At 62.7% G+C, this 25,508-nt stretch carries 21 protein-coding genes and 1 riboswitch; of the genes, 7 read left to right on the top strand and 14 right to left on the bottom strand.

The window, feature by feature from the left end:
* Positions 1–56: 56 nt before the first annotated feature.
* On the bottom strand, positions 57–1,937 hold the full coding sequence (thiC, locus tag QQ992_RS25555) for a phosphomethylpyrimidine synthase ThiC (protein ID WP_016712346.1): 1,881 nt from the start codon (positions 1,935–1,937) through the stop codon (positions 57–59).
* Positions 1,938–2,091: 154 nt separating this feature from the next.
* Positions 2,092–2,198, bottom strand: a riboswitch (TPP riboswitch).
* A 160-nt stretch (positions 2,199–2,358) separates the two neighbouring features.
* On the opposite strand from thiC, the gene QQ992_RS25560 reads away from it, so the two are divergent.
* A complete protein-coding gene (locus QQ992_RS25560) occupies positions 2,359–3,795 on the top strand; it encodes a TolC family outer membrane protein (RefSeq protein ID WP_105946330.1) in 1,437 nt (478 codons plus the stop codon).
* A 158-nt stretch (positions 3,796–3,953) separates the two neighbouring features.
* Here the strand turns inward: QQ992_RS25560 and waaA are convergent, their stop codons facing one another.
* Positions 3,954–5,225 carry a lipid IV(A) 3-deoxy-D-manno-octulosonic acid transferase gene (waaA, locus tag QQ992_RS25565; protein WP_286111520.1) on the bottom strand — a complete coding sequence of 424 codons (1,272 nt, stop codon included), beginning with the start codon at positions 5,223–5,225 and terminating at the stop codon, positions 3,954–3,956.
* 177 nt (positions 5,226–5,402) lie between these two features.
* Here waaA and QQ992_RS28195 point away from each other — a divergent pair, with 177 nt between their 5' ends.
* Positions 5,403–6,179, top strand: coding sequence for an RHS repeat-associated core domain-containing protein (locus QQ992_RS28195; RefSeq protein WP_433963100.1), 777 nt, complete (start codon positions 5,403–5,405; stop codon positions 6,177–6,179).
* Positions 6,180–6,211: 32 nt separating this feature from the next.
* On the opposite strand, the gene QQ992_RS25575 is transcribed toward QQ992_RS28195, so the two are convergent.
* Positions 6,212–7,102, bottom strand: coding sequence for a LysR family transcriptional regulator (locus QQ992_RS25575; RefSeq protein WP_286111521.1), 891 nt, complete (start codon positions 7,100–7,102; stop codon positions 6,212–6,214).
* Between the two features lie 87 nt (positions 7,103–7,189).
* Here QQ992_RS25575 and QQ992_RS25580 point away from each other — a divergent pair, with 87 nt between their 5' ends.
* From QQ992_RS25580 to QQ992_RS25595, 4 genes are all read left to right on the top strand, one after another.
* The gene (locus QQ992_RS25580; RefSeq protein ID WP_008095055.1) at positions 7,190–7,522 is read left to right on the top strand and encodes a DMT family transporter; all 333 of its coding nucleotides are present in this window, start codon (positions 7,190–7,192) and stop codon (positions 7,520–7,522) included.
* Positions 7,523–7,899: 377 nt separating this feature from the next.
* Positions 7,900–9,075, top strand: a complete 1,176-nt coding sequence (locus QQ992_RS25585; RefSeq protein WP_286111522.1) for an NAD(P)/FAD-dependent oxidoreductase — start codon at positions 7,900–7,902, stop codon at positions 9,073–9,075.
* On the top strand, positions 9,072–9,884 hold the full coding sequence (locus QQ992_RS25590; protein WP_286111523.1) for an aldo/keto reductase: 813 nt from the start codon (positions 9,072–9,074) through the stop codon (positions 9,882–9,884). Before QQ992_RS25585 ends, QQ992_RS25590 begins: the two co-directional genes overlap by 4 nt.
* A 52-nt stretch (positions 9,885–9,936) precedes the next feature.
* Positions 9,937–10,905 (top strand): hypothetical protein, encoded by a 969-nt coding sequence (locus tag QQ992_RS25595; RefSeq protein WP_019097687.1) that lies wholly within the window; start codon positions 9,937–9,939, stop codon positions 10,903–10,905.
* Between the two features lie 137 nt (positions 10,906–11,042).
* Here the strand turns inward: QQ992_RS25595 and hldE are convergent, their stop codons facing one another.
* The 3 genes from hldE to QQ992_RS25610 all read right to left on the bottom strand — a co-directional run bounded on the left by hldE (position 11,043) and on the right by QQ992_RS25610 (position 15,594).
* Positions 11,043–12,464, bottom strand: a complete 1,422-nt coding sequence (hldE, locus tag QQ992_RS25600; protein ID WP_019097686.1) for a bifunctional D-glycero-beta-D-manno-heptose-7-phosphate kinase/D-glycero-beta-D-manno-heptose 1-phosphate adenylyltransferase HldE — start codon at positions 12,462–12,464, stop codon at positions 11,043–11,045.
* A 130-nt stretch (positions 12,465–12,594) separates the two neighbouring features.
* Positions 12,595–14,403 carry a lipid A export permease/ATP-binding protein MsbA gene (gene msbA, locus QQ992_RS25605; RefSeq protein ID WP_286111524.1) on the bottom strand — a complete coding sequence of 603 codons (1,809 nt, stop codon included), beginning with the start codon at positions 14,401–14,403 and terminating at the stop codon, positions 12,595–12,597.
* 15 nt (positions 14,404–14,418) lie between these two features.
* Positions 14,419–15,594: an O-antigen ligase family protein gene (locus tag QQ992_RS25610; RefSeq protein WP_286111525.1), complete on the bottom strand. Its 1,176-nt coding sequence runs from the start codon at positions 15,592–15,594 to the stop codon at positions 14,419–14,421.
* Between the two features lie 100 nt (positions 15,595–15,694).
* Here QQ992_RS25610 and QQ992_RS25615 point away from each other — a divergent pair, with 100 nt between their 5' ends.
* On the top strand, positions 15,695–16,300 hold the full coding sequence (locus QQ992_RS25615; RefSeq protein WP_016712356.1) for a serine/threonine-protein kinase: 606 nt from the start codon (positions 15,695–15,697) through the stop codon (positions 16,298–16,300).
* 3 nt (positions 16,301–16,303) lie between these two features.
* Here the strand turns inward: QQ992_RS25615 and QQ992_RS25620 are convergent, their stop codons facing one another.
* The 8 genes from QQ992_RS25620 to QQ992_RS25655 form a co-directional block, all read right to left on the bottom strand.
* Complete coding sequence (locus QQ992_RS25620) at positions 16,304–17,395, bottom strand: glycosyltransferase (RefSeq protein WP_286111526.1); 1,092 nt, start codon at positions 17,393–17,395, stop codon at positions 16,304–16,306.
* Positions 17,396–17,432: 37 nt separating this feature from the next.
* Complete coding sequence (locus tag QQ992_RS25625) at positions 17,433–18,206, bottom strand: glycosyltransferase family 2 protein (protein ID WP_286111527.1); 774 nt, start codon at positions 18,204–18,206, stop codon at positions 17,433–17,435.
* Between the two features lie 65 nt (positions 18,207–18,271).
* Positions 18,272–19,228 carry a glycosyltransferase family protein gene (locus tag QQ992_RS25630; RefSeq protein ID WP_016712359.1) on the bottom strand — a complete coding sequence of 319 codons (957 nt, stop codon included), beginning with the start codon at positions 19,226–19,228 and terminating at the stop codon, positions 18,272–18,274.
* 48 nt (positions 19,229–19,276) lie between these two features.
* On the bottom strand, positions 19,277–20,680 hold the full coding sequence (locus tag QQ992_RS25635) for a PIG-L deacetylase family protein (RefSeq protein WP_286111528.1): 1,404 nt from the start codon (positions 20,678–20,680) through the stop codon (positions 19,277–19,279).
* Complete coding sequence (locus QQ992_RS25640) at positions 20,677–21,573, bottom strand: antimicrobial resistance protein Mig-14 (RefSeq protein ID WP_016712361.1); 897 nt, start codon at positions 21,571–21,573, stop codon at positions 20,677–20,679. Before QQ992_RS25640 ends, QQ992_RS25635 begins: the two co-directional genes overlap by 4 nt.
* Positions 21,573–22,703 (bottom strand): glycosyltransferase, encoded by a 1,131-nt coding sequence (locus QQ992_RS25645; protein ID WP_286111529.1) that lies wholly within the window; start codon positions 22,701–22,703, stop codon positions 21,573–21,575. Before QQ992_RS25645 ends, QQ992_RS25640 begins: the two co-directional genes overlap by 1 nt.
* Entirely contained in the window at positions 22,687–24,444 is a 1,758-nt protein-coding gene (locus QQ992_RS25650) for a carbamoyltransferase family protein (RefSeq protein WP_286111530.1), read from the bottom strand. Before QQ992_RS25650 ends, QQ992_RS25645 begins: the two co-directional genes overlap by 17 nt.
* 220 nt (positions 24,445–24,664) lie before the next feature.
* A complete protein-coding gene (locus tag QQ992_RS25655; RefSeq protein ID WP_286111532.1) occupies positions 24,665–25,501 on the bottom strand; it encodes a 23S rRNA (adenine(2030)-N(6))-methyltransferase RlmJ in 837 nt (278 codons plus the stop codon).
* Positions 25,502–25,508: the final 7 nt, after the last annotated feature.

The raw sequence follows: 25,508 nt of genomic DNA on the forward strand, positions 1-25,508 counted from the left end.
CCGCTTTGCGGCCCATCGCGACACAAGGCCGCTCCTACAGGGGGCAGCGCTGCGACTTAGACTTTGTGGTACAGCTGGCTGCCTTCCTGGCGGAACCGCTCGGCCTGCTCGCGCATGCCTTCTTCGACCGACACGTCCACGGTCTCGATCCTGGCGGCGTATTCACGCACTTCCTGGGTGATCTTCATCGAGCAGAACTTCGGCCCGCACATCGAGCAGAAGTGCGCGACCTTGGCCGATTCCTTCGGCAGGGTCTCGTCGTGGAAGGCACGGGCAGTATCCGGGTCCAGGCCCAGGTTGAACTGGTCTTCCCAACGGAACTCGAAGCGCGCCTTGGACAAGGCGTTGTCACGAATCTGCGCGCCCGGGTGGCCCTTGGCAAGGTCGGCGGCGTGCGCGGCGATCTTGTAGGTGATGATGCCGGTTTTCACGTCGTCCTTGTTCGGCAGGCCCAGGTGCTCCTTGGGCGTGACGTAGCAGAGCATGGCGCAACCGAACCAGCCGATCATCGCCGCACCAATGCCCGAGGTGATGTGGTCGTAACCCGGTGCAATGTCGGTGGTCAGCGGGCCGAGGGTGTAGAACGGCGCCTCGTCGCAGCACTCCAGCTGCTTGTCCATGTTCTCCTTGATCAACTGCATCGGTACGTGGCCTGGGCCTTCGATCATGCACTGCACATCGTGCTTCCAGGCGATCTTGGTCAGCTCGCCGAGGGTTTCCAGCTCACCGAACTGCGCGGCGTCGTTGGCGTCGGCAATCGAGCCAGGGCGCAGGCCGTCACCCAGCGAGAAGCTGACGTCGTAGGCCTTCATGATTTCGCAGATCTCGTCGAAGTGCGTGTACAGGAAGTTTTCCTTGTGGTGCGCCAGGCACCACTTGGCCATGATCGAGCCACCACGGCTGACGATGCCGGTAACACGTTTGGCGGTCAGCGGCACATAGCGCAGCAGCACGCCGGCGTGGATGGTGAAGTAGTCCACGCCCTGTTCGGCCTGCTCGATCAGGGTGTCGCGGAACAGCTCCCAGGTCAGGTCTTCGGCCACGCCGTTGACCTTTTCCAGCGCCTGGTAGATTGGCACGGTACCGATCGGCACCGGCGAGTTGCGGATGATCCACTCGCGGGTTTCGTGGATGTGCTTGCCGGTGGACAGGTCCATGACCGTGTCCGAACCCCAGCGGATGCCCCAGGTCAGCTTGGCCACTTCTTCCTCGATCGAGGAACCCAGGGCGCTGTTGCCGATGTTGCCGTTGATCTTCACCAGGAAGTTGCGGCCGATGATCATCGGCTCCACTTCCGGGTGGTTGATGTTGGCCGGGATGATCGCGCGGCCACGGGCGATTTCCTGGCGGACGAATTCGGGGGTGATTTCTTTCGGGATGTTGGCGCCGAAGCTGTGGCCGGCGTGCTGCTCTTTCAGCAGGCCGGCGGCGCGGGCCTCTTGCAGCTTCATGTTTTCGCGGATGGCCACGTATTCCATCTCGGCGGTGATGATGCCCTGGCGGGCATAGTGCATCTGCGAGACGTTGGCGCCGGCCTTGGCGCGGCGCGGGTTGCGCACGTGGGCAAAGCGCAGCTTGGCCAGTTCGGCATCGTTCAGGCGCTGCTGGCCGAAATCGGAGCTCAGGCCGTCCAGGCGCTCGGTGTCACCACGGGCGTCGATCCACGCCGAACGCACATCGGCCAGGCCCTTGCGCACGTCGATGATCACGTTGGGGTCGGTGTACGGGCCAGAGGTGTCGTAGACCAGCACCGGGGCATTGGTTTCGCCACCGAAATCGGTCGGGGTGTCGTCCAGGCTGATTTCACGCATGGGCACGCGGATGTCCGGGCGCGAGCCTTCGACATACACCTTGCGCGAACGCGGGAACGGTTGCACGGACTGCTGATCGACTTGTGCCGATTCGCTGAGGTTGATCGCTTTTTCTTGTTTGGTCATCACAGGCTCTCCAGACGGCTTCCTAGCAGTGGAATGTCGGGGTGAACCTGAATGGCGCGGACGCACCCATGATGGGTGCAGTGCCGGATATGGGGGTGCCTGAAGCTGCATGCAGCTGCGACATTCCCGGACCTGGCACAAGAGGCTCCCCGGGAAGGCGAGCAATCTTGTTCCCTACGCAGGCGCTAACCTGATCAGGTTCAACGGGATCCGCACCTCTGCGATCTCAGCCTTTGCTTCAAGGCACCCCGACAAGAACATGCGCAGTCTAGACTGGAGTGGTCGGCAAAGCCAAGCGGGTAAATGCGCGGTTGATGAAAGGCACACCAGGCGATTGTTGCCGGGGGCGCATGGCACTACACTGGCCCGTCATCCGATACTCAACAGTTCAGTAATTAAATTTCGTACAAGGATTGCCTCTATGCTGCGCAAACTCTCACTGGCGATAGCCGTGTCTTGTGCGTCCAACGGAGTGGTCTGGGCAGCGGACGTGCCCCCGACAGTGAAGACCGACCTGGTCAGCGTCTACCAGGAAGCGGTGGACAACAACGCCGACCTGGCCGCCGCCCGCGCCGATTACGGCGCCCGCCGCGAAGTGGTGCCACAGGCCCGCGCCGGGTTGCTGCCCAACCTGTCGGCTGGCGCCGAGATGATGAACACCCGCACCAAGCTGGACGAGCCTTCCATCACCTCCAATCGCAGCGGTAACTCATGGAGCGCGACGCTGGCCCAGCCCATCTTCCGCGCCGACCGCTGGTTCCAGTTGCAGGCAGCCGAGGCTGTCAACGAACAGGCGGCGCTGGAGCTGTCGGCCACTGAACAGAACCTGATCCTGCAAACTGCGCAGAACTACTTCGCCGTGCTGCGTGCCCAGGACAACCTGGCCGCCACCAAGGCCGAAGAGGCCGCGTTCAAGCGCCAGCTCGACCAGTCCAACGAGCGTTTCGATGTGGGCCTGTCGGACAAGACCGACGTGCTGCAGTCCCAGGCCAGCTACGACACGGCCCGGGCCAACCGGATCATTGCCGAGCGCCAGGTACAGGATGCCTTTGAAGCACTGGTCACCCTGACCAACCGTGAATACACCTCGATTCAAGGTGTGGTGCACAGCCTGCCGGTGCAGGTGCCAACGCCCAACGACGCCAAGGCCTGGGTCGAAACTGCCGGGCGCCAGAACCTCAACCTGCTGGCCACCAACTACGCGGTGTCCGCCGCTGAAGAAACCCTGCGCCAGCGCAAGGCCGGCCATGCGCCAACCCTGGATGCAGTGGCCAAGTACCAGAAGGGTGACAACGACAGCCTCGGTTTCACCAACCCGGCGCCGCAGCAGAACGTGCGTTATGGTGGCGACGTCGAGCAGACCAGCGTCGGCCTGCAACTGAACATCCCGATCTACAGCGGCGGCCTGACCAGCTCGCAAGTACGCGAGGCTTACCAGCGCCTGAGCCAAAGCGAGCAGCAGCGCGAAAGCCTGCGCCGCCAGGTGGTGGAAAACACCCGCAACCTGCACCGCGCGGTGAACACCGACGTAGAACAGGTGCAGGCGCGCAAGCAGTCGATCATCTCCAACCAGAGTGCGTTGGAAGCCACTGAAATCGGTTACCAGGTGGGTACCCGCAACATCGTCGACGTGCTCGATGCCCAGCGCCAGCTGTACACCTCGGTGAGGGATTACAACAACAGCCGCTATGACTACATCCTCGACAACCTGAGCCTGAAGCAGGCGGCCGGCACCTTGAGCCCACAGGACCTGGCGGACCTCAAGCGCTACCTGAAGCCGGACTACAACCCGGACAAGGACTTCCTGCCACCGGACCTGGCGGCAGCCGCCGCCAAGAACTTCGAGCGTCGTCCTTGAACTCAGGGAGCACGCGGACAGTGTAGGAGCGGCCTTGTGTCGCGAAAGGGCCGCACAGCGGCCCCGGCAATCTTGCAGTTATGCGAAGATCCCGGGGGCGCTTCGCCCCCCTTTCGCGACACAAGGCCGCTCCTACAGGGATCGCATCGCTGCGAAGATCAGCGGATAAGCGCACCCAGCCCATCGAGCAAACGCTGCAATGCTCCCTGATTGGCCCGCATCACCGCCCTGCCCGCCTCACCCATGCGCTGCGCATCCTGAGGCAGCTCGACCAGCCTACGCACCGCCCCGGCCAACCCATCGGCATCGTCCACCTGCTGCAACGCCCCCGCCTCACGCAGCATCGCGCTGATCTCAAGGAAGTTGAACACATGCGGCCCCATCAGCACCGGCAACGCCAGCGCTGCCGGCTCCAGCGGGTTATGCCCACCCGTCGCCACCAGGCTGCCACCGACAAAGGCAATGTCGGCCAGCGCATACAGGAACAACAACTCACCCATCGTATCGCCAAGCAATACCTGGGTTTGCGCATCGACGGGCGTGCCAGCAGAGCGCCGCACGGTAGCGAATTGCTCGCTGCACAGCACATGTACCGCATTGAATCGCTCGGGATGGCGCGGCACCAGGATCAGCAACGCATCGCCATGCACCTGTAACAACTGCCGGTGCGCCTGCAAAATCAGCGCATCCTCGCCTTCATGGGTACTGGCCGCAATCCACACCGGGCGCTGCTCAGCCCCCCATTGCGCACGCAGTGCCTGGGCGCGCGGAAGCAGTTGCTCATCAATCTTCAGGTCGAACTTGATCGAACCGGTGACCTGCACGCACTCAGCGCGCGCGCCCAAATCACGGAAACGCTGGGCCTCGGTTTCGGTCTGCACGGCAATCAGGCTCATCTCCGCCAGCATTGGCCGTGTCAGCTTGGCAAAGCGCCCATAGCCACGGGCCGAGCGCTCGGACAACCGCGCATTGGCCAGCGCCACCGGGATGCCGCGTTTGGCACACTGGTGAATGTGATTGGGCCACAACTCGGTTTCCATGATGATGCCCAGCGTTGGCTGCACATGGTCGAGAAAACGCCCGGCCGCCCAGGGCAGGTCGTAGGGCAGGTAGCAATGCTGCACGCGCGGTTCGTCGGCGAACATGGCGCGAATGCGCTCTGAACCGGTCGGCGTCATGCAGGTAAGGGTAATTGGCAGGCCCGGGTAGGCCTTGAGCAAGGCACGCACCATCGGCGCTGCTGCGATGCTTTCGCCCACCGACACTGCGTGCACCCAAATGCCACCCTGGCGCATGGCCGGCAGCTTGAAGGCAAAGCGCTCGCCGATGCGTTGGCCATAGGCCGGCGCCTTGCGTGCGCGCAGGTACAGGCGCAGCGCAACCAGCGGCAGGCCCAGGTGAAACAGCAAGGTATAGAGTGTTCTGTTCATCGGTGTAGAGTGTACAAGGAATCGAAATGAAAGAGGCGTTTGCTAAATGTCAATTTGACGGACCTTCCCCTAACTCATCTGCACCGCCAGCACCTTCACCGCACCTGGCATTTCTGACAGTTTCGCATGACTGTGATCTCGGCTAAACATGCTCAAGCCCTCAATGGAGCATGACAAATGATCACCACTCTACCGTCCAAAGAGCTTACCACCCTCAAAAACACTTCATCGCCGCACAACTACACAATGTATGGTTACTGCCCCCCAAACAACATTTCGCCGCTACTAAAATATGCAGGCGAAGCCTGGCACCCGTCACTGCAATGCTATCTTCTGGGAAACGGCTATCGCGCTTACTCCCCCACACTTATGCGTTTCTTATCACCCGATCGATTGAGTCCATTTGGAAAAGGGGGCATAAACAGTTATTGCTACTGCAGTGGTGATCCAATCAACTATATAGACCCCACAGGAAGGGCGAGAAAGATGCGCCTATATTTAACAAGAAAACAGCAACAGCGCGAAAGAGCACGCGCCCTGCAGGAACAAGAAAGATTTGCAGCCGCCCGCGATAAAGTCTTTAGGCAACCGTCCAACATAGATGCAATAGTTTCGCATCTTCCTGGCGCAGACGGGGCAAATTTTATCGGCGCACTGCCGAGAGAGCTCAACAGGGACATTTCACTTCCCCTGCTCCATAGAGATATCAATACAATAAAAACGAGACAACAAGACGTAGACAAACTGAGCCCACTGGGATTCGAACTAGACTTTCAAGTTGCAACGCGCAACCTCAGAGTACCTGAGGCCCTCCACATATTATACGACGCATGCGATGAGATCCGAAAAGGCGCTATTTACAATAAAGATTTCATCACTAAGTGGTACCACGAAATGCGAAATCGCTACGATCCAAAAAAGAGATCAATCATTCCGCGTAGACATTCGCTCTGACCTCCAACTGCAGCATCTTAAAGCCGATACGCCTACCCGATCGCACGCAAGTGCTCTGCAAAGCGCTCGGCCAGCCACTGCGCAGCAGGCCCCAGTGGCTCATCACGGCGCCAGGCCAGTTCTGCCACCAGGGCCGGCGGGCGCCACTCGCTGTCCAGTTCGACCATGTGCGCCTGATACGTCGGGTACTGCACCACATGCCGCGGCAGCCAGGCCCAGCCCAGGCCGCGCATCAGCAGTTCGGCCATGGCGTAGAAACTGTCGGCACGCCACACCTGCGGGCTGACCGCTTCGCCACCGGGGTAACCGCTTTGCTGTGGCGTGATGAGGAGTTGCCGGTGGCGGGCCAGTTGCTGGCGGGTGACCCGGCCTTCACCTGCAAGCGGATGGCCGACGGCGCACACCGTGACCATCTCCACACTGCCCAGGGCGCGCCGCTCCAGTGATGCCGGCATGCTTTCGTGGTGGAAGAACAGGCCCAGGTCGGCGCGGCGCTCCACCAACTTGCGCGCCACATCACCTTGCGCACCACTGGCCAGTTGCACCTCCAGAAACGGAAAGCGGCTGGCCAGTTCGTCGAGGCTATCGATCACCGGCTGATAAGGCATGGCTTCGTCCTGCGCCACCCGCAGCAAAGCCTCCTGCCCGCGCATCAACGCAAGGGCGCGGCCATCCAGGCGTTCGCACTGGCGCAGCAGTTCGCGGGCATCTTCCAGCAATGCACTGCCGTTTTCGGTCAGCTTCGGCTGCCGGCCACTGCTGCGCTCGAACAGGGTGACCCCCAGGTCGGTTTCAAGCAGGGCAATCGCGCTGCTGATGGCCGACTGCGCCTTGCGCTGCTCGCGGGCCACGGCAGAAAACGAGCGCAGTTCAGCGACGCGCAGGAAGGTGCGCAGTTGCTCAAGGTTCCATTGCTCGGCCATCAACCTATCTCCCTTACTGATAGGTAATGACTTTACCCCATCCAGGTAGCGTCTAGAATGCCCGACCAGTTACCGGAGGATCCTGCCATGAATGCCTACACCTACCTCGCCATCGCCATCTGCGCCGAAGTCATTGCCACCGCTTCGATGAAAGCAGTGAAGGGCCTGAGCACGCCATTGCCGTTGCTGCTGATGGTGGTTGGCTATGGCATCGCGTTCTGGATGCTGACCCTGGTGGTGCGCAGCATTCCGGTGGGCATTGCCTATGCCATCTGGTCGGGGCTGGGGATCGTGCTGATCAGTGTGGCCGCGCTGGTGATCTACGGGCAGAAGCTGGATGTACCGGCGATGCTGGGTATGGCCATGATCGTGGGTGGCGTGGTGGTGATTCAGCTGTTCTCCAAGACTGCCGGGCATTGATGATTGCGTCGCGTCAGGGCGGCTGGGCGCTTGCCTTGATTTTTGTGGTGTTGCGTAGATCGAGCGCCGCCCGCGCGGCGCATCGCGAGCAAGCTCGCTCCTACATTTGTCTCGGGCCAGTAACGCCTGTTCCAGCGCGCGCGACCGCCTTGTTTGCCCAACACGATATCGAGGTGAACACCAAGGGGCTGCGCGCCTCTGCCTCAGGAATAACTGGCCCGAAACAAATGTAGGAGCGAGCTTGCTCGCGATGCGCCGCGCGGGCGGCGCTCGGTTTCAAAGGCGCTGAAGACCTCAAGGCATGCACCTGTTTCGCAAAACCCACACCTGCCCGACGCTGTATACTTGCCAGCTGTCCCAGTCTTCGAGGTACCGCCATGCCATCTGCCATTTCCACTGACGTGCTGATCGTCGGCGCCGGGGTCGCAGGCCTCTGGCTCAATGCCCGCCTGCGCCGCCTGGGGTATTCGACAGTGCTGGTGGAACGCGCCAGCCTTGGCGGCGAGCAGACCATCAAGTCTCAAGGCATCATTCACGGCGGTACCAAGTACGCCCTGCAAGGTGCCCTCACCGGTGCTTCGGAAGCCATCGCCGACATGCCGCGCCGCTGGCGCGAAGCCTTGAGCGGTAGCGGCGAGCTGAACCTGAGCAACACCCGTCTGCTGTCCGAGGCCCACTACCTGTGGTCGCCAGGCACCCTGGCCGGCAACCTCACCAGCTTCTTCGCGAGCAAGGCCGTGCGCGGCCGGGTCGACCAGGTAAAAGGCGAGCAACTGCCGCCCGCCCTGCAAGACCGCGCCTTCAAGGGCAAGGTCTATCGCCTGGCCGAACTGGTCATCGACGTACCAAGCCTGCTGGCCAACCTGGCCGACCTGGCGGGCAACAGCCTGCTGGCCGGGGAACGCATCGAGCCGCTGCGCGAAAGCGACGAACTGGTCGGCCTGCGCGTCGATGGCCGCGACATCCGCGCCCAGCGTATCGTGCTCAGCGCCGGTGCCGGCACCGAGAACCTGCTGCATGCCTTGGGCCTGAAGCAGCCGGCGATGCAAACCCGCCCGCTGCACATGGTCATGGCCAAGGGCCCTGACCTCAAGCCGCTGTATGCACACTGCCTGGGCGGCGGCCCCAAGCCACGGGTAACAGTGACGACTCACCCGGCTGCTGATGGCCAATGGGTCTGGTACCTGGGCGGTGATCTGGCCGAAGCCGATGGCGTGGCACGTGAGCCGGCAGCACAGATTGCGGCGGCGCAGAAGGAAATAGCCAACCTGTTGCCGTGGGTGGACCAAAGCCAGGTCCGTTGGGCCACCTTGCGCGTCGACCGCGCCGAACCCGCGCAATCCGGCCTGGTGCGCCCGGACAACGCCTTCCTCGCCGACCAGCAACGCCTGTTGGTGGGCTGGCCGACCAAGCTGGCCCTGGCGCCAGACTTCAGCGACCGGGTCATCAGCCACCTGGCGCGCGACGGCATCCGCCCACAGGCGCAAGCCGACCTGGCCGGCCTGCCACGACCACCGCTGGGTGTTCCTGCCTGGGAGCAACTGCTGCCATGACACTGCCCACCCTGCACGACTTCCACCGCCCGCTGGGCAGCACCGGTTTCAAGGTTTCACCGCTGGGCCTGGGTACGGTCAAACTGGGCCGCGATCAAGGCGTGAAGTACCCCACCGGCTTCACCATCCCCGGTGACGACGAAGCCCGCCTGCTGCTGGCCCAGGCCCGCGAGCTGGGCATCAACCTGATCGACACCGCCCCGGCGTATGGCCGCAGCGAAGAACGCCTCGGCCCCCTACTGCGCGGTCAACGCGACGAGTGGGTGATCGTGAGCAAGGTCGGTGAAGAATTCGACAACGGCCAGTCGCACTTCGACTTCAGTGCCGCCCACACCCGTCGCTCGGTGGAGCGCAGCCTGCGTCGCCTGGAGACCGACCGCATCGAACTGGTGCTGGTGCATTCCGACGGCAATGACCTGGCGATCCTCGAACAGCAGGAGGTCTACCAGACCCTGGCTCAGCTGAAGCAGGAGGGCAAGATCCTCGGCTTCGGCCTGTCCGGCAAGACCGTGGCCGGCGGCCTGAAAGCACTGGAACAGGGCGACTGCGCCATGGTCACCTACAACCTCAACGAGCAGGCAGAACGCCCGGTGCTGGACTACGCTGCCGAACACGGCAAGGCCATCCTGGTAAAGAAGGCCCTGGCCAGTGGACATGTCTGCCTGGCCCCGGGGGTTGACCCGGTGCAGGCCAGCTTCGAACTGCTGTTCGCCCACCCGGGCGTCAGCAGTGCTATCGTCGGCACCATCAACCCGCTGCACCTGGCCCACAATGTGGCCACCGTCGCCCGTATCCTGGGCCAGCATTGAGTTACCCCAGGCCCAAGGGCCTGGCGACTGACCCGACGCAAGGAGGAGCCTCGTGGCGCGAACGCTGATCCGTAAGAACCCGAGCAACTTCAAGACACTGCCGCTGCATGTCGAGGCCACGCCCGAAGGGCTGATTTATCAAAGTATCGGCATGCCGCTCAACTTTGCCCAGACCCAGCAACGGCGCAAGGCCATCCAGCTACCCGACACGCAGCACTTCGTGGCCGAACTGGCCAACCTGGGTGTGTCGGTGCGCCTTACCCTGCATTGGCAAAACCGTGATTACTGGGTGCTGGTGCGCCAGCGCCGGCAAGACCGGGGCGATGTGGTGCTGAAACTGATTTCCGGCTATGTACCGGCACAGGAGCTGAACCTGCCGTTGCACACGGCGGTGCAGGAAGTGGCTGAGGAATGCCTGCTGGAAACCCCGGAAGGCTGGCTGGGCGGGCGCTTCAACGATACCTGGCTGCCCGTGCCGTACGCCGCCGCCCTGCACTATCGCGAAACACCGCACTTCCTGCTGACCCCGCAGTCCGGCGCCGCCCGCCCCGTGCACTGCGGCAACCTGATGCTGCTGGAGCGGCCACGGGCCTATGTGCACTTGCCCACCGCCTCGCTGCAACTGATCTACGACATGCGCCTGCAGGTGCCCCGTGAAGCCAAGAAACTGAGCCTGTTCCATGTCGATGAGCGACTGGAGAGCGGCCAACTGGTGGCGCGACTCAACCGCAAACGGCCAGACCTGTACCTGATGCCGTTGAAGGACGGCCAACCGCTGGCGGAGCTGTATACGCTGAAAAAGGATGAGCTGGTGCCGGCGAGTACGCGTGGGCTGTACCTGGCAGAGAGCTTTGCCCGGCAGGAAGGCTGGGTGGTGAAGGACGAGCGAGTGCGCTGGAAGGACTGGGTGAAGCAACAGGGGTTGGTGGAGCCCAAGCCGTTGCGGGCATCGCACTTGCAGCGGTTTGGTGACAAAGCGCGGGCGCTGCTGGAGCGGGCGCGTACCTCACTGAACAAATGAAAATCCGGAGCCTGCGCGGCTCCTGTGGGAGCGGGTTCACCCGCGAACACCGGCGTAGCCGGTGCCATGCACCGAGTCGCATTCTTCGCGGGTGAACCCGCTCCCACAGAGGCCGCCAAAGCGGCCCTAGGCCCCATTCAGTTCTTGCGAATCTTCTCGACAATCGCCGTGGTCGAGCTGTTCTCGACCAGCCCCAGCACCTTCACGGTACCGCCATAGGCCTTGACGATATCGGCGCCCACCACCTGGTCGATGCCATAGTCCCCACCCTTGACCAGCACATCCGGCTTGACCTGGCTCAGCAGGTTTTCCGGCGTGCCCTCAGGGAAGCTGATCACCCAGTCCACCGCCCCCAGACCGGCCAGAACGGCCATGCGCCGGTCGACGCTGTTGATCGGCCGGCCAGGCCCTTTCAGGCGGCTGACCGAGGCATCGTCGTTGACCGCGACGATCAGGCGATCGCCCTGGGCCCGCGCCTGCTCAAGGTAGGTGACATGCCCGGCATGCAGAATGTCGAAGCAGCCATTGGTGAAGACGATTTTTTCTTTGTGCGCCCGCGCATCATCGATGGCCAGCAGCAGCTGCTCGAGGCCCAGCACACCGCGCTCGGAGCCTTCCTCACGCTGGATGGCCCGGCGCAGTTCGGGGGCGCTGATCGCCGCCGTACCCAGCTTGCCAACCACGATGCCTGCCGCCAGGTTGGCCAGCGCCACCGCGTGGGGCAGGTCCTCGCCAGCCGCAATAGCCGCCGCAAGGGTGGAGATGACAGTATCACCGGCACCGGTCACATCGAACACTTCACGCGCCCGCGCCGGCAGGTGCAGCGCTGGCTGCCCCGTGCGCAGCAGGGTCATGCCGTGTTCACCACGGGTGACCAACAAGGCGCCCAGGTCCAGGTCCTGCAGCAGTTGCACGCCTTTGGCAACCAGCTCGGCCTCATCGGCACAACGGCCAACGATGGTCTCGAACTCGCTGAGGTTCGGGGTAATCAGGCTGGCACCGCGGTAGATGGAAAAATCCTTGCCCTTGGGGTCGGCCAGCACCGGAATCCCCTTGGCTCGCGCCGCCTGGATCAGGCTCTGGTGGTTTTTCAGTGCGCCCTTGCCGTAGTCGGAAAGAACCAGCACCTTGACGCCTTCGAGCAAGCTGTCGACTTCCGCGCCCAGCGACAGCGGGTCGGTGGCGAACGGCTCTTCGAAATCGATACGCAGCAACTGCTGGTGACGGCTCATGACCCGCAGCTTGACGATGGTCGGCTGGTGCGCGATGCGCTGGAACACCGAACGCACACCGGCAGCCTGCAGGCTGTTGGCCAGGCTATCGGCAGCTTCATCTTGGCCGGTGACGCCGATCAGCGAAGCCGGCGCGCCCAGCGCAGCAATGTTCAAGGCAACGTTGGCCGCACCGCCTGGGCGATCTTCGATCTGATCGACCTTCACCACCGGCACTGGCGCTTCAGGCGAAATACGCGAAGTACCGCCATGCCAGTAGCGGTCGAGCATGACATCGCCGACCACCAGTACCGGGGCTTGATCGAAACGCGGCATGGACAACTTCATGGGCAACCCATATGGAAATAATGAACAGGGGCAGGATATTAGCACAGGGTAGACGACGGCTTTATGGCCAGATCGTCCCCGGAAAATTCCCGTGACAATCGGGGCCGTTAAGGCCCCGATCAGGGAGGCCTCAGGTGATATCGGCCTTGACCGGCTCATCCAGGCCCATGGCATGCAGGCGGGCATAATGGCCATTAGCCGCAAGCAGCTCGGCATGGGTGCCACGCTCCACCAGGCGCCCCTGGTCCATGACCAGGATCTGATCGGCCTTCTCGATGGTCGACAGGCGGTGGGCGATCACCAGCGTGGTGCGGCCTTGCATCACATGGTCCAGGGCGGCCTGGATGTGCCGCTCGGACTCGGTATCCAGTGCCGAAGTGGCTTCGTCGAGGATCAGCAGCGGTGCGTTTTTCAGCAGCGCCCGGGCAATCGCCAGGCGCTGGCGTTGGCCACCGGAAAGCAGCACGCCGTTCTCACCCACTTCGGTATCGAAGCCCTTCGGCAACCGGTCGACGAACTCCTTGGCGTAGGCGTCGGCTGCAGCGGCTTCGATATCTGCGCGCGGGGCGCCAGCCAGGTCGCCGTATGCGATGTTGTTGGCCACGGTGTCGTTGAACAGGGTGACGTGCTGAGTCACCTGCGAAACATGGCGGCGCAGGTTGCGCAGACGATAGTTCTCGATTTCCACGCCATCGAGCAGAATCTGCCCTTGGTCGTGGTGATAGAAGCGCGGGATCAGCGCGGCCAGGGTCGACTTGCCGCTGCCGGAACGGCCCACCAGGGCGATCATTTGCCCTGGCTCGGCGACAAAGCTGATGTCGCTTAGCACTTCGCGCTCGGTACCCGGGTAGGTGAAGCTCAGGTTGCGCACTTCCAGGCGCCCTTCCACCCGCTCCTTCTCGACAGTACCGGTGTCCAGCTCAGGTTCTTCGTCCAGTTGCTCGAAGATGCTTTCTGCACCGGCCAGGCCCTTCTGGATGGTCGAGCTGACTTCCGAAAGCTGGCGAATCGGCTTGGGCAGGAGGCCGGCGGCGGTGATATAGGCAACCAGGTCGCCAGCCGTGGACTCACCGCGCAGGAACAGTACCAGGAACATGAGCGCGGCCATGGCGCTGTAGATCACCAGCTGCAGCATCGGCGTGTAGAGCGAGCCGGTCTTGGTCATGCGCAATTGCTTGTCGGTGTTGCTCTGGCTGGCCTTGCTGAAACGCTGTTCTTCATAGGCCTCGCCACCAAAGCTGCGCACCACGCGGTAACCCTGGATGGTTTCCGAGGCAACGTGGGTGACATCACCCATGGCCACCTGGATCTTCTTGCTCTGTTTGCGGAACTTCTTGCTGGCAACGCTGACCATCACCGCAATTACCGGCAGGATGGCGACCATCACCAAGGTCAGGTGCCAGTTCATCCACAGCAGGTAGGCGAACAGGAACACCACGGTCAGGCCTTCGCGGATCACCACCTTGATGGCGTCGGTCGCCGCGCCGGTGACCATGGTCACGTTGAAGGTAATGCGCGAAATCAGGTGCCCGGAGTTATGGCTGTCGAAGTAGCGGTTGGGCAACACCAGCAGCTTGTTGAACAACTCCACCCGCAAGTCATGCACCAGGCACAAGGACACCTTGGCCAGGAAGTAGTTGCCGAGGAACGACCCCAGGCCCTGCCACGCGGCGATCAGGATGATCAGCAACGGCACCGCCTGCAGCAATTGCAGGTCGCGCAGGTAGGGCACGTTGGGGAACAACACCGCTTCGGGGTTGCTCAGCCCATCGACGAAGTATTTGAGGATGCCCGCCAGCATTGGCTGGGTCGAGGCAAAGATCACGAAACCGACAATGCTCAGCAGGAAAATGCCGACATAGGGTTTCACATAGCTCAGCAGCCGGAAGTAGATCTTCAGGCTGGAGGTGTGCTCCGCCGGTCGCGGTGTTTCGGCCATTATCGAGCTCGCTGTTCAGGTTGAACCGGAAATTTTACCACAGGCGCCATTTTCGGCACGCCCCCATGGCAGGATCATGGCAAGGCCGACAGGCAGCCAGCTGATGAACCACTCGGCGCGCGGCGTGCCGGTGAGGCTGGCGGCATCGAACTGCATGGCCAGGGTCGAGTACACCCAGAACCCCAGAAGGATCTTGCCAAACAGCGTGCCGCGCGCACGGACGATTTCGCCCAGGGTGAACAACCACACGATGACCCAGAGCAGCATGCCAGGGATCCCCATTTCCACAGCAACATGGGTGAACATGTTGTGGGTGTGGTCAAAGTGTTTACCCACGGCACTTACGTCGTAGGCAGCCCCCAGCCCCAGGCCGGTCCAGGGGTGTGCGGCAATCATATCGATGACGGCATTGAAGATTTCCGGCCGATAGGACGAACCACGCTTGGCGATCAGGTCGTATACGACGAAGAACGCCAGGCCGGTGGCAACCAGCGCCAGGATGGAAAACACCTGGCTGTGGCGATCGCGGAACCACAGCGGCGCGATCACCACGGTGATCACCAGTGCCAGAATCGCCCCGCGGCTCTGGCTGAGCATGGCAAACGCGCCCAGACAGACCAGCGCCGCCAGCCATAACAGCTGCATGCCACGCTGGCGCGGCGGCTCGTAAAGCAAGAAGAGCACCGCCGAGCCGATGACATAGGCCCCCAGAATCGGGTGCGAGATCTCGCCAATGCCTGCCAGACGGGCCAGCAACGATTTGCCCTGCAAACCGTAGAAATTGATGATCGAGACCAGCGCGGCGAGGGCCAACAGGCCGCTGCCAAGCAGCAACAGCTGACGAATGCGGGCCCCGCCTTGCTGCGCCAGCAGTGGGAATGCCAGCAGGAATACCAGAATGTAGACAAGGCGCTTGATCTCGCGCCCAGGGTCTTCTGCGGGCGACCAGGCCAGGCTCAGCCCGCACCACGCCAACAGCAGCAGCACACTCACCCACAGCGCCGGCTGGCGCCTCCAGGCTTGCACCAGCACTTCACGGGCAGACCACGCCAGTACCAGCGTTGGCAGCCACAAAAACAACACCAGCCCCTGCTGGTAAACCTTGTTGCTCGGTGCCAGGGCAATTGCCGCCAGGAACCAGACCAGACCCAAACCTAACCAGGCCCGTGCCCAGTTTTTTTGATACAACATCCTTTCCCCCGATGAATCTAAGACACCATCCATGGTGCAACAGCATTATTTTCGGCATTATTGCCGGTCATTTTGCTCGCCAGACGACAAGGCTCTATTCATGCAATGCTCCCGGCTCACCCAGGTCGACTTCGATCAGCTGACACAAGGCGCACAGGTGCTTGAGGCAGACAGCCATGGCGCCAAAGTCTACCTGCTCAAGGATGGAAATTTCCTCAAGGTTTTTCGTAGGAAGCGGCTGATTTCATCTGCACTGTTGCGCCCCTACTCGCAGCGCTTCGTCGATAACGCTGCGCGACTGGCACAACTGGGCATCCCTACGCTCGAGGTGATCAGCCAGCACAAGCTCGACCTGCCAGGCCGTACCGCCGTGCTGTATCGCCCGCTGCCCGGGCGCACCCTGCTGCAAATGTCGCGCGATGAAGGGTTCAGCTGGGATACCTACCTGCCGCAGCTGATTCAGCTGGTTCGCCAGCTGCACCACAGCGGCGTGTACTTCCGCTCGCTGCACCTGGGCAACGTGGTGGTTACCCCCGACCAGCGCCTGGGCCTGATCGACGTGGCCGACATGCGTTTCCTGCGCCCGCCGTTGTCGGCACGCATGATTCGTCGCAATGTGCAGCACATGGTGCGCTATATCGAGCGGGAGAACCTGGGTGACCGGTTCCCCCTCGCTGCGTTCGAGGCGGCCCTGCTGGCACGCTGAACGTCAGTTGCGCAGCAAGCTCTGCGAGCCATTGCAGAAGGCCTGCCAGGCTTGCTCCGGCGCCAGCGCCTGACGCTGCCGGGCGGCTAGCGCCTGGGCGTTGAGGGACGTGCATCGTTCGATTGCCTCGGCCCATGCCCCTTCATCGGCTACCGGCAGGTAACCGCCGGTATCCTGCAACTGTTCGCGAAACACTTGCAGGTCGCTGCACACCACCGGCACGTCGGCCATGACCGCCTCCTGCACCACCAGCCCCAGGCCTTCAGAGCGAGAAGGCACCAGTAGCCAATCGAACGCCCGATACAACTGCTGCAGGTCTTCACGGTGACCGCACAGGTGAACGCGCGCGGCCAGGCCCAGTGCATCGATACGCTCTTGCAGCACGGCGTGCAGAGGGCCTTCGCCAATAATGGCCAACTGCAGGTCCGGCTGATGTGTGCTGGCCCGGGCAAACGCCTCGATCAGCATCTCGAAGCCTTTGCTTTCCACCAACCGCCCTACCGCGCCCAGCATCACCCCGGTCGCAGCAGGCAACTGCAGCGCCTGCCTGGCCCTGTCACGGCTCAACAACGGCTCGACGAACGCTAACGGGTCAAGCGCCATGCGCAGGGTCTGCACCGGCCTGCCCAAGTCGTGCTCCAGCGATTCGGCCAGTGTATGCGACACCGCTGCGATGCTCAGGCGCTCGGCGGGGAACATACGCAACAAGCGTACATCGCTACTGTTCAGGCGCGTCTTGCCATGGAACAGCACCTTTGCCCGCACCTGGGGAATGTTCTGCAACAGCGGTAGCACCAGCCGCGCGACACCAATACCGTCGAGCAGCACGACCTCAGCCTTGGCCTCAGCCAGCGCCTTGCGCAAACGCAAGCGCAACCAGGGCCGCAACAGGCGCCACAGGTGCCGCCCTTTAAGCGCACGCAGTGGCATGTGCCACTCCCGGGTCGAGCCAAGACCGCAACACAACCCGCTTCCCAGCAGCAACCAGTTACTGATCCGGGCATCGGTACCTGCGTGCGACAGCACTTGGCGATGCACCTTGTGGATGGACATGTACGGCGTTCCACCCGCCCACATCATATTGACGATGTTCATGGGCCCTCTCCCGCTCATGTCAGGTGGGACAGCGACTTCATTGAACAAAAATGGTGATACCCATGCCGATCAAGGCACCCGTCACCAGCGTCAATGCCAGTTTGATCCGATCACGTTGACGGCGTTTGGCCTTGCGCTCCACTTCGATGGGCAAGGTCACGTGATTACCGAATCCAGTGTGCAATACTGCATCACCCTCCAAGGTGACCGCTGTCAGATTTAACTCAGCGTAGCGTCGGGAAAGCGCCTTCTCTCCAGCATAGGCGGCAAATGGCGCGCAGCGCTGGTAATCACTCAAACGCCGCAGACCGGGGTTGAGCGAAAACGCCTGCCATTCAGCCTTGTCGGACAGCAGCGGGTAGCAAGGCACACCCGCGATCACCTGCCGATCGCCCAAGTGGATGTAAGGGCTGTGGATGGCCAGGTCGTGAGCATGGCTGCGCAGCCATACCTGCAACAGGTTGGGGCTCACATCCAGAATGGCCTGCGAGTCTTCGACAAAGCCTTGGCGATAGAAATGCCAGTCGTCTTCGCAGTGGAAGATGTACGGCGTCTTGACGTGGCTGTAGGCCAGGTCGATAGACGGCAACTGGCCAAGCTTGGGCCGGTTAACGAACACCTTGCAGTGCGGTTTCCAGTGCTCTGGCACAGCGGCATGCACAGCATCGTCACCGGAGTCTTCGGTGATGAATACCTCGCGAATGGGCGCGGTGTTGTAGCGGTCGAAACTCTCAAGGGTATCTTTGAGCAGATCGAACCGCCCACAACTGGTCACGACGAGCGTGACGTCACTCTCATTTGAAAAGCGCACCGGACTCCCTCCGCATTGCGACAAACGGCCTTCAACAACCCGCTCCTGGGCGTGAAAGCTCTTATTTAGATGCCAAGCTTCAGGCGCAGCCGCTGCCATGCAGACAATGGCGGGTGGGGCCTGAGCGCCGGGCGCATGTGGTCGACGATGCTACGTCCAACTGCGGCGAAACTGAAACGCGAAACCGCCAGATGGCGGCCATTTTCTGCAATCTGCCGGGCCAGTTCAGGGTCTGCCCGCAAACGGCGGAGCTTTTCCTGAAGGGTCGGGATGTTGTCATAGAACACCACGTTGTGCATGTCCTGCAGGCCCAGCGCGCGGTTCTCTTCCTCGCCCTGGTCGTATGCCAGCAATACACAGCCACAGGCCATGGCTTCGAAATTCTTGATCATGTATTCGCCCATGCCGACGTCGGCACTGACGAAGAAACGGATACGGTTGAGCGTGTTGCAGTAGTCTTCGCCCGATTTGGTACGGGTAACCAGCAGGTTCTCGACCTGCCCCAATTCGTCCAGCAGCGCCTTGCGGCCGCTGTAGGCCACGCTGTTGACACTGCCGACGAAGGCCAGTTCGATGTCGCGCTCACGCCCTTGGTCGGCCAGCAGTTGCTCGTCATAGCCCTTGGGCACGAATACCGCATCGAAGCCTTCCTGGCGCAGGCGTTCGCTGACCATGTAGCCCGAGCTGATGACCCGCGCCCATGGCAGCTGCCGGTAATGGGCGCTGAACTTGCCGGTGTACTTGCACGGGATGTAGTTCTGGTAGGCATCGTGCTCGAGGATGACCAGGTTCGGCACGGTGCGGATGAAGGCCACCTGGCGAATCTCCTGCTTGAAGCGCAGGAAGAACACGATGCGGTCATAGCGCTCGACCTGCACTTCACGCTTGAAATAGCGTCGCAGGTTGCGCTGGTCATCGCTGGTCAGCCAGCGCAGGTCGCACTCGCAGTTGGCCGCGACGCCGTCGTACAGGCGGTCGAGAATAGCCCGCTGTTCCTTCTGTACCAGAAATAGGACTTTCATAACGTTCCTTGGGCGCTCTGCGCCATCGCGGTCAACCATGGGGCGTGCTTACAGTTCACGCCGCCAGAACAGTTCGTGCCTGCGCACGGCCTTGCGGAAGAACTCGTTCTCCCCGTAAGGCGAGGGCTGCCGCCCGGCCAGCCAGCGTTGCAGCAGGCGGCGCAAGCGGCGCTTGAAGGGGGCCGGTGGCTGCAAGTCGTGCATCATGCCCAGGGCCATGGCCTTGTCGCGCTGCGTGGCCAGGTCCAGCACCAGGCTGCAGGGTGCCCAGGCCTGGGCTGCGCTCAACTGCGGCGGCAAGGCCACGCCGTCGCCACTGTCGCCCATCGGCCAGCGGTCGTTGTCGTGCAGGTGATTGGCGTAGCACAACAAGGTTTGCGGCTGCCAGGCCAGGCCTTGCAGGGCCTCCAGCACGGCCGCCTGGGCGCAGATGTGGTCGGGGTGCGGGTCGAGTTGCGGGTGCGGCATCACCAACACTTCCGGCTTGGCCATTTCCAGCAAGGCCCGCAGGTCGGCCAGCAGGTTGCGCCAGGTTGGCACGCCATCGCGGTCGGCCGGCAGCGGGAACGGGTTGAACTGGCGGAACACGCGGATATCGGCCAGGTCAGCTTCACGGGAAGCAGCCGGCTGATCGGGCGCGGCCTGCATGGCAGGCAGTTGCAGGCAGAAGTAACCCAGCTGCACACAACGTGACTCCGGCACACCCGCCCAGCGCGGCACGGCGATGCTGTCCCAGGCACGCAAGCGGCCCTTCAGGCGGGCAGCCTCGGCTTTTTCCAGGCCCATCTGCTGGTAGTGTTCGGCTTCGATTTCGCCAGCTGTCAGGGTGACCACCCAGGTTTCGTCGGCTTGGCTGTAGAGGCCATATGCAGCCAGCTCGGCGTCATCGGCATGCGGCGCGATCACCATCACACGGCGACGTTGCAACTCGACAGCGGGGGTTATCCACAGGCGCGGCTGGCCTTGCAGCCGACAATGGCGACCGCGCAGGCGCAAGGTACCCGCTTGCAAGGGCACGGCCAGGCCGGTCAGGTTGAGAAAACGTACGCCATCGACACCACGCTCGAACGTTTGCCGGTCAGCCTGCTCAGCAGCGCCCAGCTCTACCCGAGGGTCGAGAAACCGCCCCAGCCAGGAGCTTTTTACCTGCAGCTCGAGCATGAGGGTTTCGTCACCCTGCAGCACGCAATCGGCCTGGAGCTGGCCATCGCGCAGGCTGGCTGGCACTTCCCGCGCCTGCTCACCGAAGTCGTAGGCGTAATCCTCGCCCGGGGCGTAGAACAGATGGTCGGCAAACCAGGCTTCGTGAGCCGCCCAGACCAACGGCAACAGCAGCAATGGCAGCCACCACCAGCTGAAAACACCCAAGGCGACCAACGCAACCAGGCCCGCCAGCAAGCCCAGGCGCTTGTTGCGCCGGTGGCGCTTGAGCAACTGCTGCTTGCGGCTCACGCCTGGTACACCGGCACAGGGTTGCACCAGCGGTCCTTGTACTCGCGGTCGGCACGGCCGAACGAGAACCGCAGTGGCTTGTTGCGCGCACGGGCGTCTTCCCAGGCAGCCTGGGTATTGAGGAAGCTCAGCACGCTGCCCGGGCTGAACGCCTTGGTTTCAGGGTCTACGCCGCCATTGATGTACTCGACGCTGATCCATTCCGGCGCTTCGACGCGGTACACCAGCTGGATGGCAATCGGCTTGCCATCCAGCAGCAGTACCGAGCCGATCAGCAGCGCTTGCAGGCGCTCCAGCACCTGGGCCATGTGCTCGGCACCGGTGGCCGGGAAGCCCCAGCGGCGCTGGAACAGGTCGCAGTACATGCTGGCGATTTCCTGCGCACTGAAGTCGCTGATCGGGCGTACCACGCCACCTGCTTCTTCCAGCAGGCGCAGTTCGCGGCGCTGGTTGTAGCGGAATTTCTTCGACAGGTCTTCAGGGGCGCGGGCCATGGCCAGCTGTTCCTTCTGCGCCTTGAGGCCGCTGAAGCGGCCCTGGTTCAGATCGGACAGGTAGCGCGCGGCATGGCGCAGCGGTGCAGCGGCATCGGCTGCCGCCGGCAGGATGATTTCGGCATTGCCCAGATCGAACAGGGCTTTCTTGCCGGCACGTTTGAGCACATCCTTGGACAGCGCCAGGTGACGACCCCAGGTCGGGATGGCGGCCTTCAGCTCACCCGCCTGATGCCAGCCCAGGTAGCGCACCGGGATCTGTGCCAGGTCTGCCAGCTGTTCGACCACCAGCGGATGAGTGGCAACACTGCCACCAAAGCGCGCCCATGCCTCGGCATAGGCCTTGGCGTCTATAACTTGCCAACCGCGTTCGCGGAAGGCCTGAATTCGATTGAGCATCAAGCCTGCCCCACCAGCGCGCGTACCTGCGGCAACTGCCAGAAGGCCTCACGCACCGCTTGGTCAGAGAAACGTTCACGCAGACGCTGCAGCATGTGCTCGGCACAGGCCTGGCGCTGCTCGCCGTCCAGCACGGCCAGATGCTTCAGCCCCTGCGCCAACTGTGCAGCATCGCCCAGCGGGAACAGCACACCCACACTCTCGACCACTTCGCGAGCCCCGCCGCATGCCGTGGCGAGCACCGGCACACCGGCGACCATGGCTTCGAGCAGGACCATGCCGAACGGCTCATGGTCAGAGCTCAGGGCAAACACGTCGAACGCCTGGAAATAGCGCCGTGCATCCGGCACCTGGCCCAGGAAGTCCACTTGCCCGGCAATGCCCAGCTCGGCGGCCTGGGCCTTGAGCTTGGCCTCCAGCCGGCCCTTGCCGAGAATCGCCAGACGCGCGCCGGCTGGCAGCCCTGGCAACGCCTGAGCAAAACCACGCAAGAGGGTTGCCTGGTCCTTGTCCGGGTGCAGGCGCCCGACATTGCCGACGATCCATGCCTGTGCATCCAGGCCCAAGGTCTGGCGTGCTTCGGCGCGCGGCACCAGTGCCGCTTGCAGGGCGTCGATATCGATGCGGTTGTACAGGGTCTGGATGCGTTCGGCCGGCCACTGCGGCAGGCAGCGGCGCATATCGTCACGCACGGCGTCCGACACGCCCAGCAGGCTCAGGCGCTTGCTGAACAGGTTGGCGAACAGGCGGCGGCCTTTGCGCTCGTAGTCGCCAAAGGCATGGTGCACGCCAATCACCGGCAGGCCGGTACCCAGCAGGGCCACGTAGATCGGCTTGAAGCGGTGGGCAATGCAGAACGCGAAATTGCGCTCGGCCGCGATCCGCCGCAAGGCACGGATGGCGCCGAGCTTCAGGCCACGCACGGCCTTGGAGCTGAACTCCAGGAACAGCACCTCGTCCGACGCGCAGCCCGCCGCTACCTGCGGGTCGGCAGCGCCGGTGAGGAACACCGTGGTGACCTGGTAGCCACGCCCCTGGAACAGGCTGGCGTACTGACGGGCGCAATCCAGGAAAGGCCCGTCATAGCCATGGCAGAACTGCAGGATGCGCGGTTCAGAGCGGCTGGTCATAGGCGGCAGCGCCGTCCTTCACGACCAGGATGTCTTCCATGATCAGGTACTGCAGGTCCGAGCCGAAGAACATGTTCAGGGCATCGGTCGGCGAGCAGATCATCGGCTCACCACGGCGGTTCAGCGAGGTGTTCAGCGACACGCCGTTGCCGGTCAGGTCTTCCAGCGCCTTCATCATGTCGTAGTAGCGTGGGTTGTACTCACGCTTGAGCACCTGGGCACGCGAAGTACCGTCCTCGTGGACCACTTCCGGCACACGGGTTTTCCACTCTTCAGCCACTTCGAAGGTGAAGGTCATGAACGGCGCCGGGTGGTCGACCTTGATCATCTGCGGGGCGACGGTGTCGAGCATCGACGGGCAGAACGGTCTCCAGCGTTCGCGGAACTTGATCTGGTGGTTGATGCGGTCAGCCACGCCTTCAACGCTCGGGCAGCCGATGATCGAACGGCCACCGAGGGCACGCGGGCCGAACTCCATGCGGCCCTGGAACCAGGCCACCGGGTTGCCGTCGACCATGATCCGGGCGATCTGCTGAGGCATGTTCTCCAGCTTGCGCCACTTCGGCTGGTTCGGGTGACGGGCGCAGGCCGCGATCACGTCTTCGTTGGAGTACGACGGGCCGAGGTAGACGTGTTCCATCTTCTCGACCGGTACGCCACGGGCGTGGGAAACATAGGCCGCGGCGCCAACGGCAGTACCGGCGTCGCCAGAGGCCGGCTGGACGAACAGCTCTTTCACATCCGGACGGGCGATGATCTTCTGGTTCAGTTTCACGTTCAGCGCGCAGCCGCCGGCGAAGGCCAGCTTGCCGGTTTCACGCAGGGTATCGCCCAGGTAATGGTCGATCATCTGCAGCGCCAGTTTCTCGAACAGCGCCTGCATGCTGGCCGCGTAATGGATGTACGGCTCGTCGGCGATGTCGCCTTCGCGCTTGGGGCCCAGCCATTCGATCAGCTTCGGCGAGAAGTAGAAGCCCTTGCCCTTCTCTTTATAGCGGCGCAGGCCGATAACGTTGGCATACTCGGTGTTGATCACCAGTTCGCCGTTTTCGAAGCTGGCCAGGCGCGAGAAGTCGTACTTGCTGGCGTCGCCATACGGCGCCATGCCCATGACCTTGAACTCGCCGTCGAGCATTTCGAAGCCGAGGAACTCGGTGATCGCGCCGTACAGGCCACCCAGGGAGTCCGGGTCGAAGAACTCCTTGATCTTGTGGATCTTGCCGTTTTCGCCATAGCCAAAGAAGGTGGTGGCGTACTCGCCTTTACCGTCGATGCCGAGGATGGCGGTTTTTTCCTTGAAGCCCGAGCAGTGGTAGGCACTGGAGGCGTGGGCCAAGTGGTGCTCGACCGGCTCGATCTTGACCTTTTTCGGGTCGAAGCCCAGCTGCTCCAGGCACCAGACGATCTTCTTGCGGTAGCGCTTGTAGCGACGGTTGCCCATCAGGATGGCGTCGAGTGCGCGATCCGGGGCGTACCAGTAGCGCTTGGCATAGTGCCAGCGCGCCTTGCCGAACAGGCTGATCGGGGCGAACGGGATGGCTACCACGTCGACGTCGGACGGCTTGATGCCTGCCTGTTCCAGGCAGAACTTCGCCGACTCGTAGGGCATGCGGTTCTTCGCATGCTTGTCACGCACGAAGCGCTCTTCTTCGGCGGCGGCAATCAGCTTGCCGTCAATGTACAGGGCCGCGGAAGGGTCATGGCTAAGGGCGCCGGACAGGCCAAGGATCGTCAATGCCAAGGGATTAGCCTCTTCATTCGGTAAAAATGCGCCAGCGGCCTCTTGGGCGGGTGGCGGCTAAAGGGCGGGATTATAACGCAAACATGTGCGCAACGCGGCAACCTGTACTGGCCTCATCGCCGGCAAGCCAGCTCCCACAGGTACTGCATCGCCCTTGAAGGCAGCGGTGTACCTGTGGGAGCTGGCTTGCCGGCGATGAGGCCGGTACAGGCAAGCACTATTATTCGGCGATCAGCCAGTCCATGCGGTAGCTGCCGTCGGTCTGCGCCAGCTCCTTGGCCAGCCACGGCAGCAGCTCCTTGAGCTCTTCTTCCAGCCCCCACGGCGGGTTGGCGATGGCCAGACCAGAGCCATTGAGCCCCTGCGGACTGTCCTGATGGTGCACATACAGCTCGACCCGCAGCAGTTTCGGCGCGCCGGTGCTGGTCAGGTCCTGGTAGTAGCGGGTCAGCGAGCGCTGGTCCTTGATCGGGTACCAGATGGCCGCAACAGTCTGGCGCATGCGGCCAATCGCCTCTTTCATGGCATTGGTGCAGCGCTTGAGCTCATCGGCCTGTTCGAACGGCGGGTCGATCAGCATGATCGCGCGTTTTTCCTGCACGGGCAGCAAGGCACGCGGCACATGCCAGCCTTCGCCCAGGTGCACGACCACGCGCGGGTCTTTTTTCATGTTCTCTTTAAGCAGCGGCCCGTCTTCGGGGTGCTTCTCGTTGAGCAGGGCACGGTCTTGCTGGCGCATCAGGCGGCGGGCCAGCTCGGGCGAGCCGGGGTAGTAGCGCAGCTCGCCGTCGGCGTTCAGGCGCTTGATGACGCGCAGGTAATCGGCAGCCATGGCAGGCAGATCGTCACGATTCCACAAGCGGGCAACGCCTTCCAGATACTCGCCGGTACGGGTTGCCTGGTCGCCCTGCAGGTCGTACAGACCAAGCCCTGCGTGGGTATCGATGTAGGCGAACGGCTGCTCCTTGCGCGCCATAAGGGCGATGAGGCGGGTCAGCACGATGTGTTTGAGGACGTCGGCGTGGTTGCCGGCGTGGAAGGCGTGACGATAGTTCATGGCAACT

Source organism: Pseudomonas kurunegalensis (genome assembly GCF_030291635.1).
Lineage (GTDB): Bacteria > Pseudomonadota > Gammaproteobacteria > Pseudomonadales > Pseudomonadaceae > Aquipseudomonas > Aquipseudomonas monteilii.

Excerpts from the sequence above, each read along its gene's own strand:
- thiC (WP_016712346.1), bottom strand. The coding sequence starts at position 1,937 with ATGACCAAACAAGAAAAAGCGATCAACCTCAGCGAATCGGCACAAGTC.
- QQ992_RS25560 (WP_105946330.1), top strand. The coding sequence starts at position 2,359 with ATGCTGCGCAAACTCTCACTGGCGATAGCCGTGTCTTGTGCGTCCAAC.
- waaA (WP_286111520.1), bottom strand. The coding sequence starts at position 5,225 with ATGAACAGAACACTCTATACCTTGCTGTTTCACCTGGGCCTGCCGCTG.
- QQ992_RS28195 (WP_433963100.1), top strand. The coding sequence starts at position 5,403 with ATGATCACCACTCTACCGTCCAAAGAGCTTACCACCCTCAAAAACACT.
- QQ992_RS25575 (WP_286111521.1), bottom strand. The coding sequence starts at position 7,102 with ATGGCCGAGCAATGGAACCTTGAGCAACTGCGCACCTTCCTGCGCGTC.
- QQ992_RS25580 (WP_008095055.1), top strand. The coding sequence starts at position 7,190 with ATGAATGCCTACACCTACCTCGCCATCGCCATCTGCGCCGAAGTCATT.
- QQ992_RS25585 (WP_286111522.1), top strand. The coding sequence starts at position 7,900 with ATGCCATCTGCCATTTCCACTGACGTGCTGATCGTCGGCGCCGGGGTC.
- QQ992_RS25590 (WP_286111523.1), top strand. The coding sequence starts at position 9,072 with ATGACACTGCCCACCCTGCACGACTTCCACCGCCCGCTGGGCAGCACC.
- hldE (WP_019097686.1), bottom strand. The coding sequence starts at position 12,464 with ATGAAGTTGTCCATGCCGCGTTTCGATCAAGCCCCGGTACTGGTGGTC.
- msbA (WP_286111524.1), bottom strand. The coding sequence starts at position 14,403 with ATGGCCGAAACACCGCGACCGGCGGAGCACACCTCCAGCCTGAAGATC.
- QQ992_RS25610 (WP_286111525.1), bottom strand. The coding sequence starts at position 15,594 with ATGTTGTATCAAAAAAACTGGGCACGGGCCTGGTTAGGTTTGGGTCTG.
- QQ992_RS25615 (WP_016712356.1), top strand. The coding sequence starts at position 15,695 with ATGCAATGCTCCCGGCTCACCCAGGTCGACTTCGATCAGCTGACACAA.
- QQ992_RS25620 (WP_286111526.1), bottom strand. The coding sequence starts at position 17,395 with ATGAACATCGTCAATATGATGTGGGCGGGTGGAACGCCGTACATGTCC.
- QQ992_RS25630 (WP_016712359.1), bottom strand. The coding sequence starts at position 19,228 with ATGAAAGTCCTATTTCTGGTACAGAAGGAACAGCGGGCTATTCTCGAC.
- QQ992_RS25640 (WP_016712361.1), bottom strand. The coding sequence starts at position 21,573 with ATGCTCAATCGAATTCAGGCCTTCCGCGAACGCGGTTGGCAAGTTATA.
- QQ992_RS25645 (WP_286111529.1), bottom strand. The coding sequence starts at position 22,703 with ATGACCAGCCGCTCTGAACCGCGCATCCTGCAGTTCTGCCATGGCTAT.
- QQ992_RS25655 (WP_286111532.1), bottom strand. The coding sequence starts at position 25,501 with ATGAACTATCGTCACGCCTTCCACGCCGGCAACCACGCCGACGTCCTC.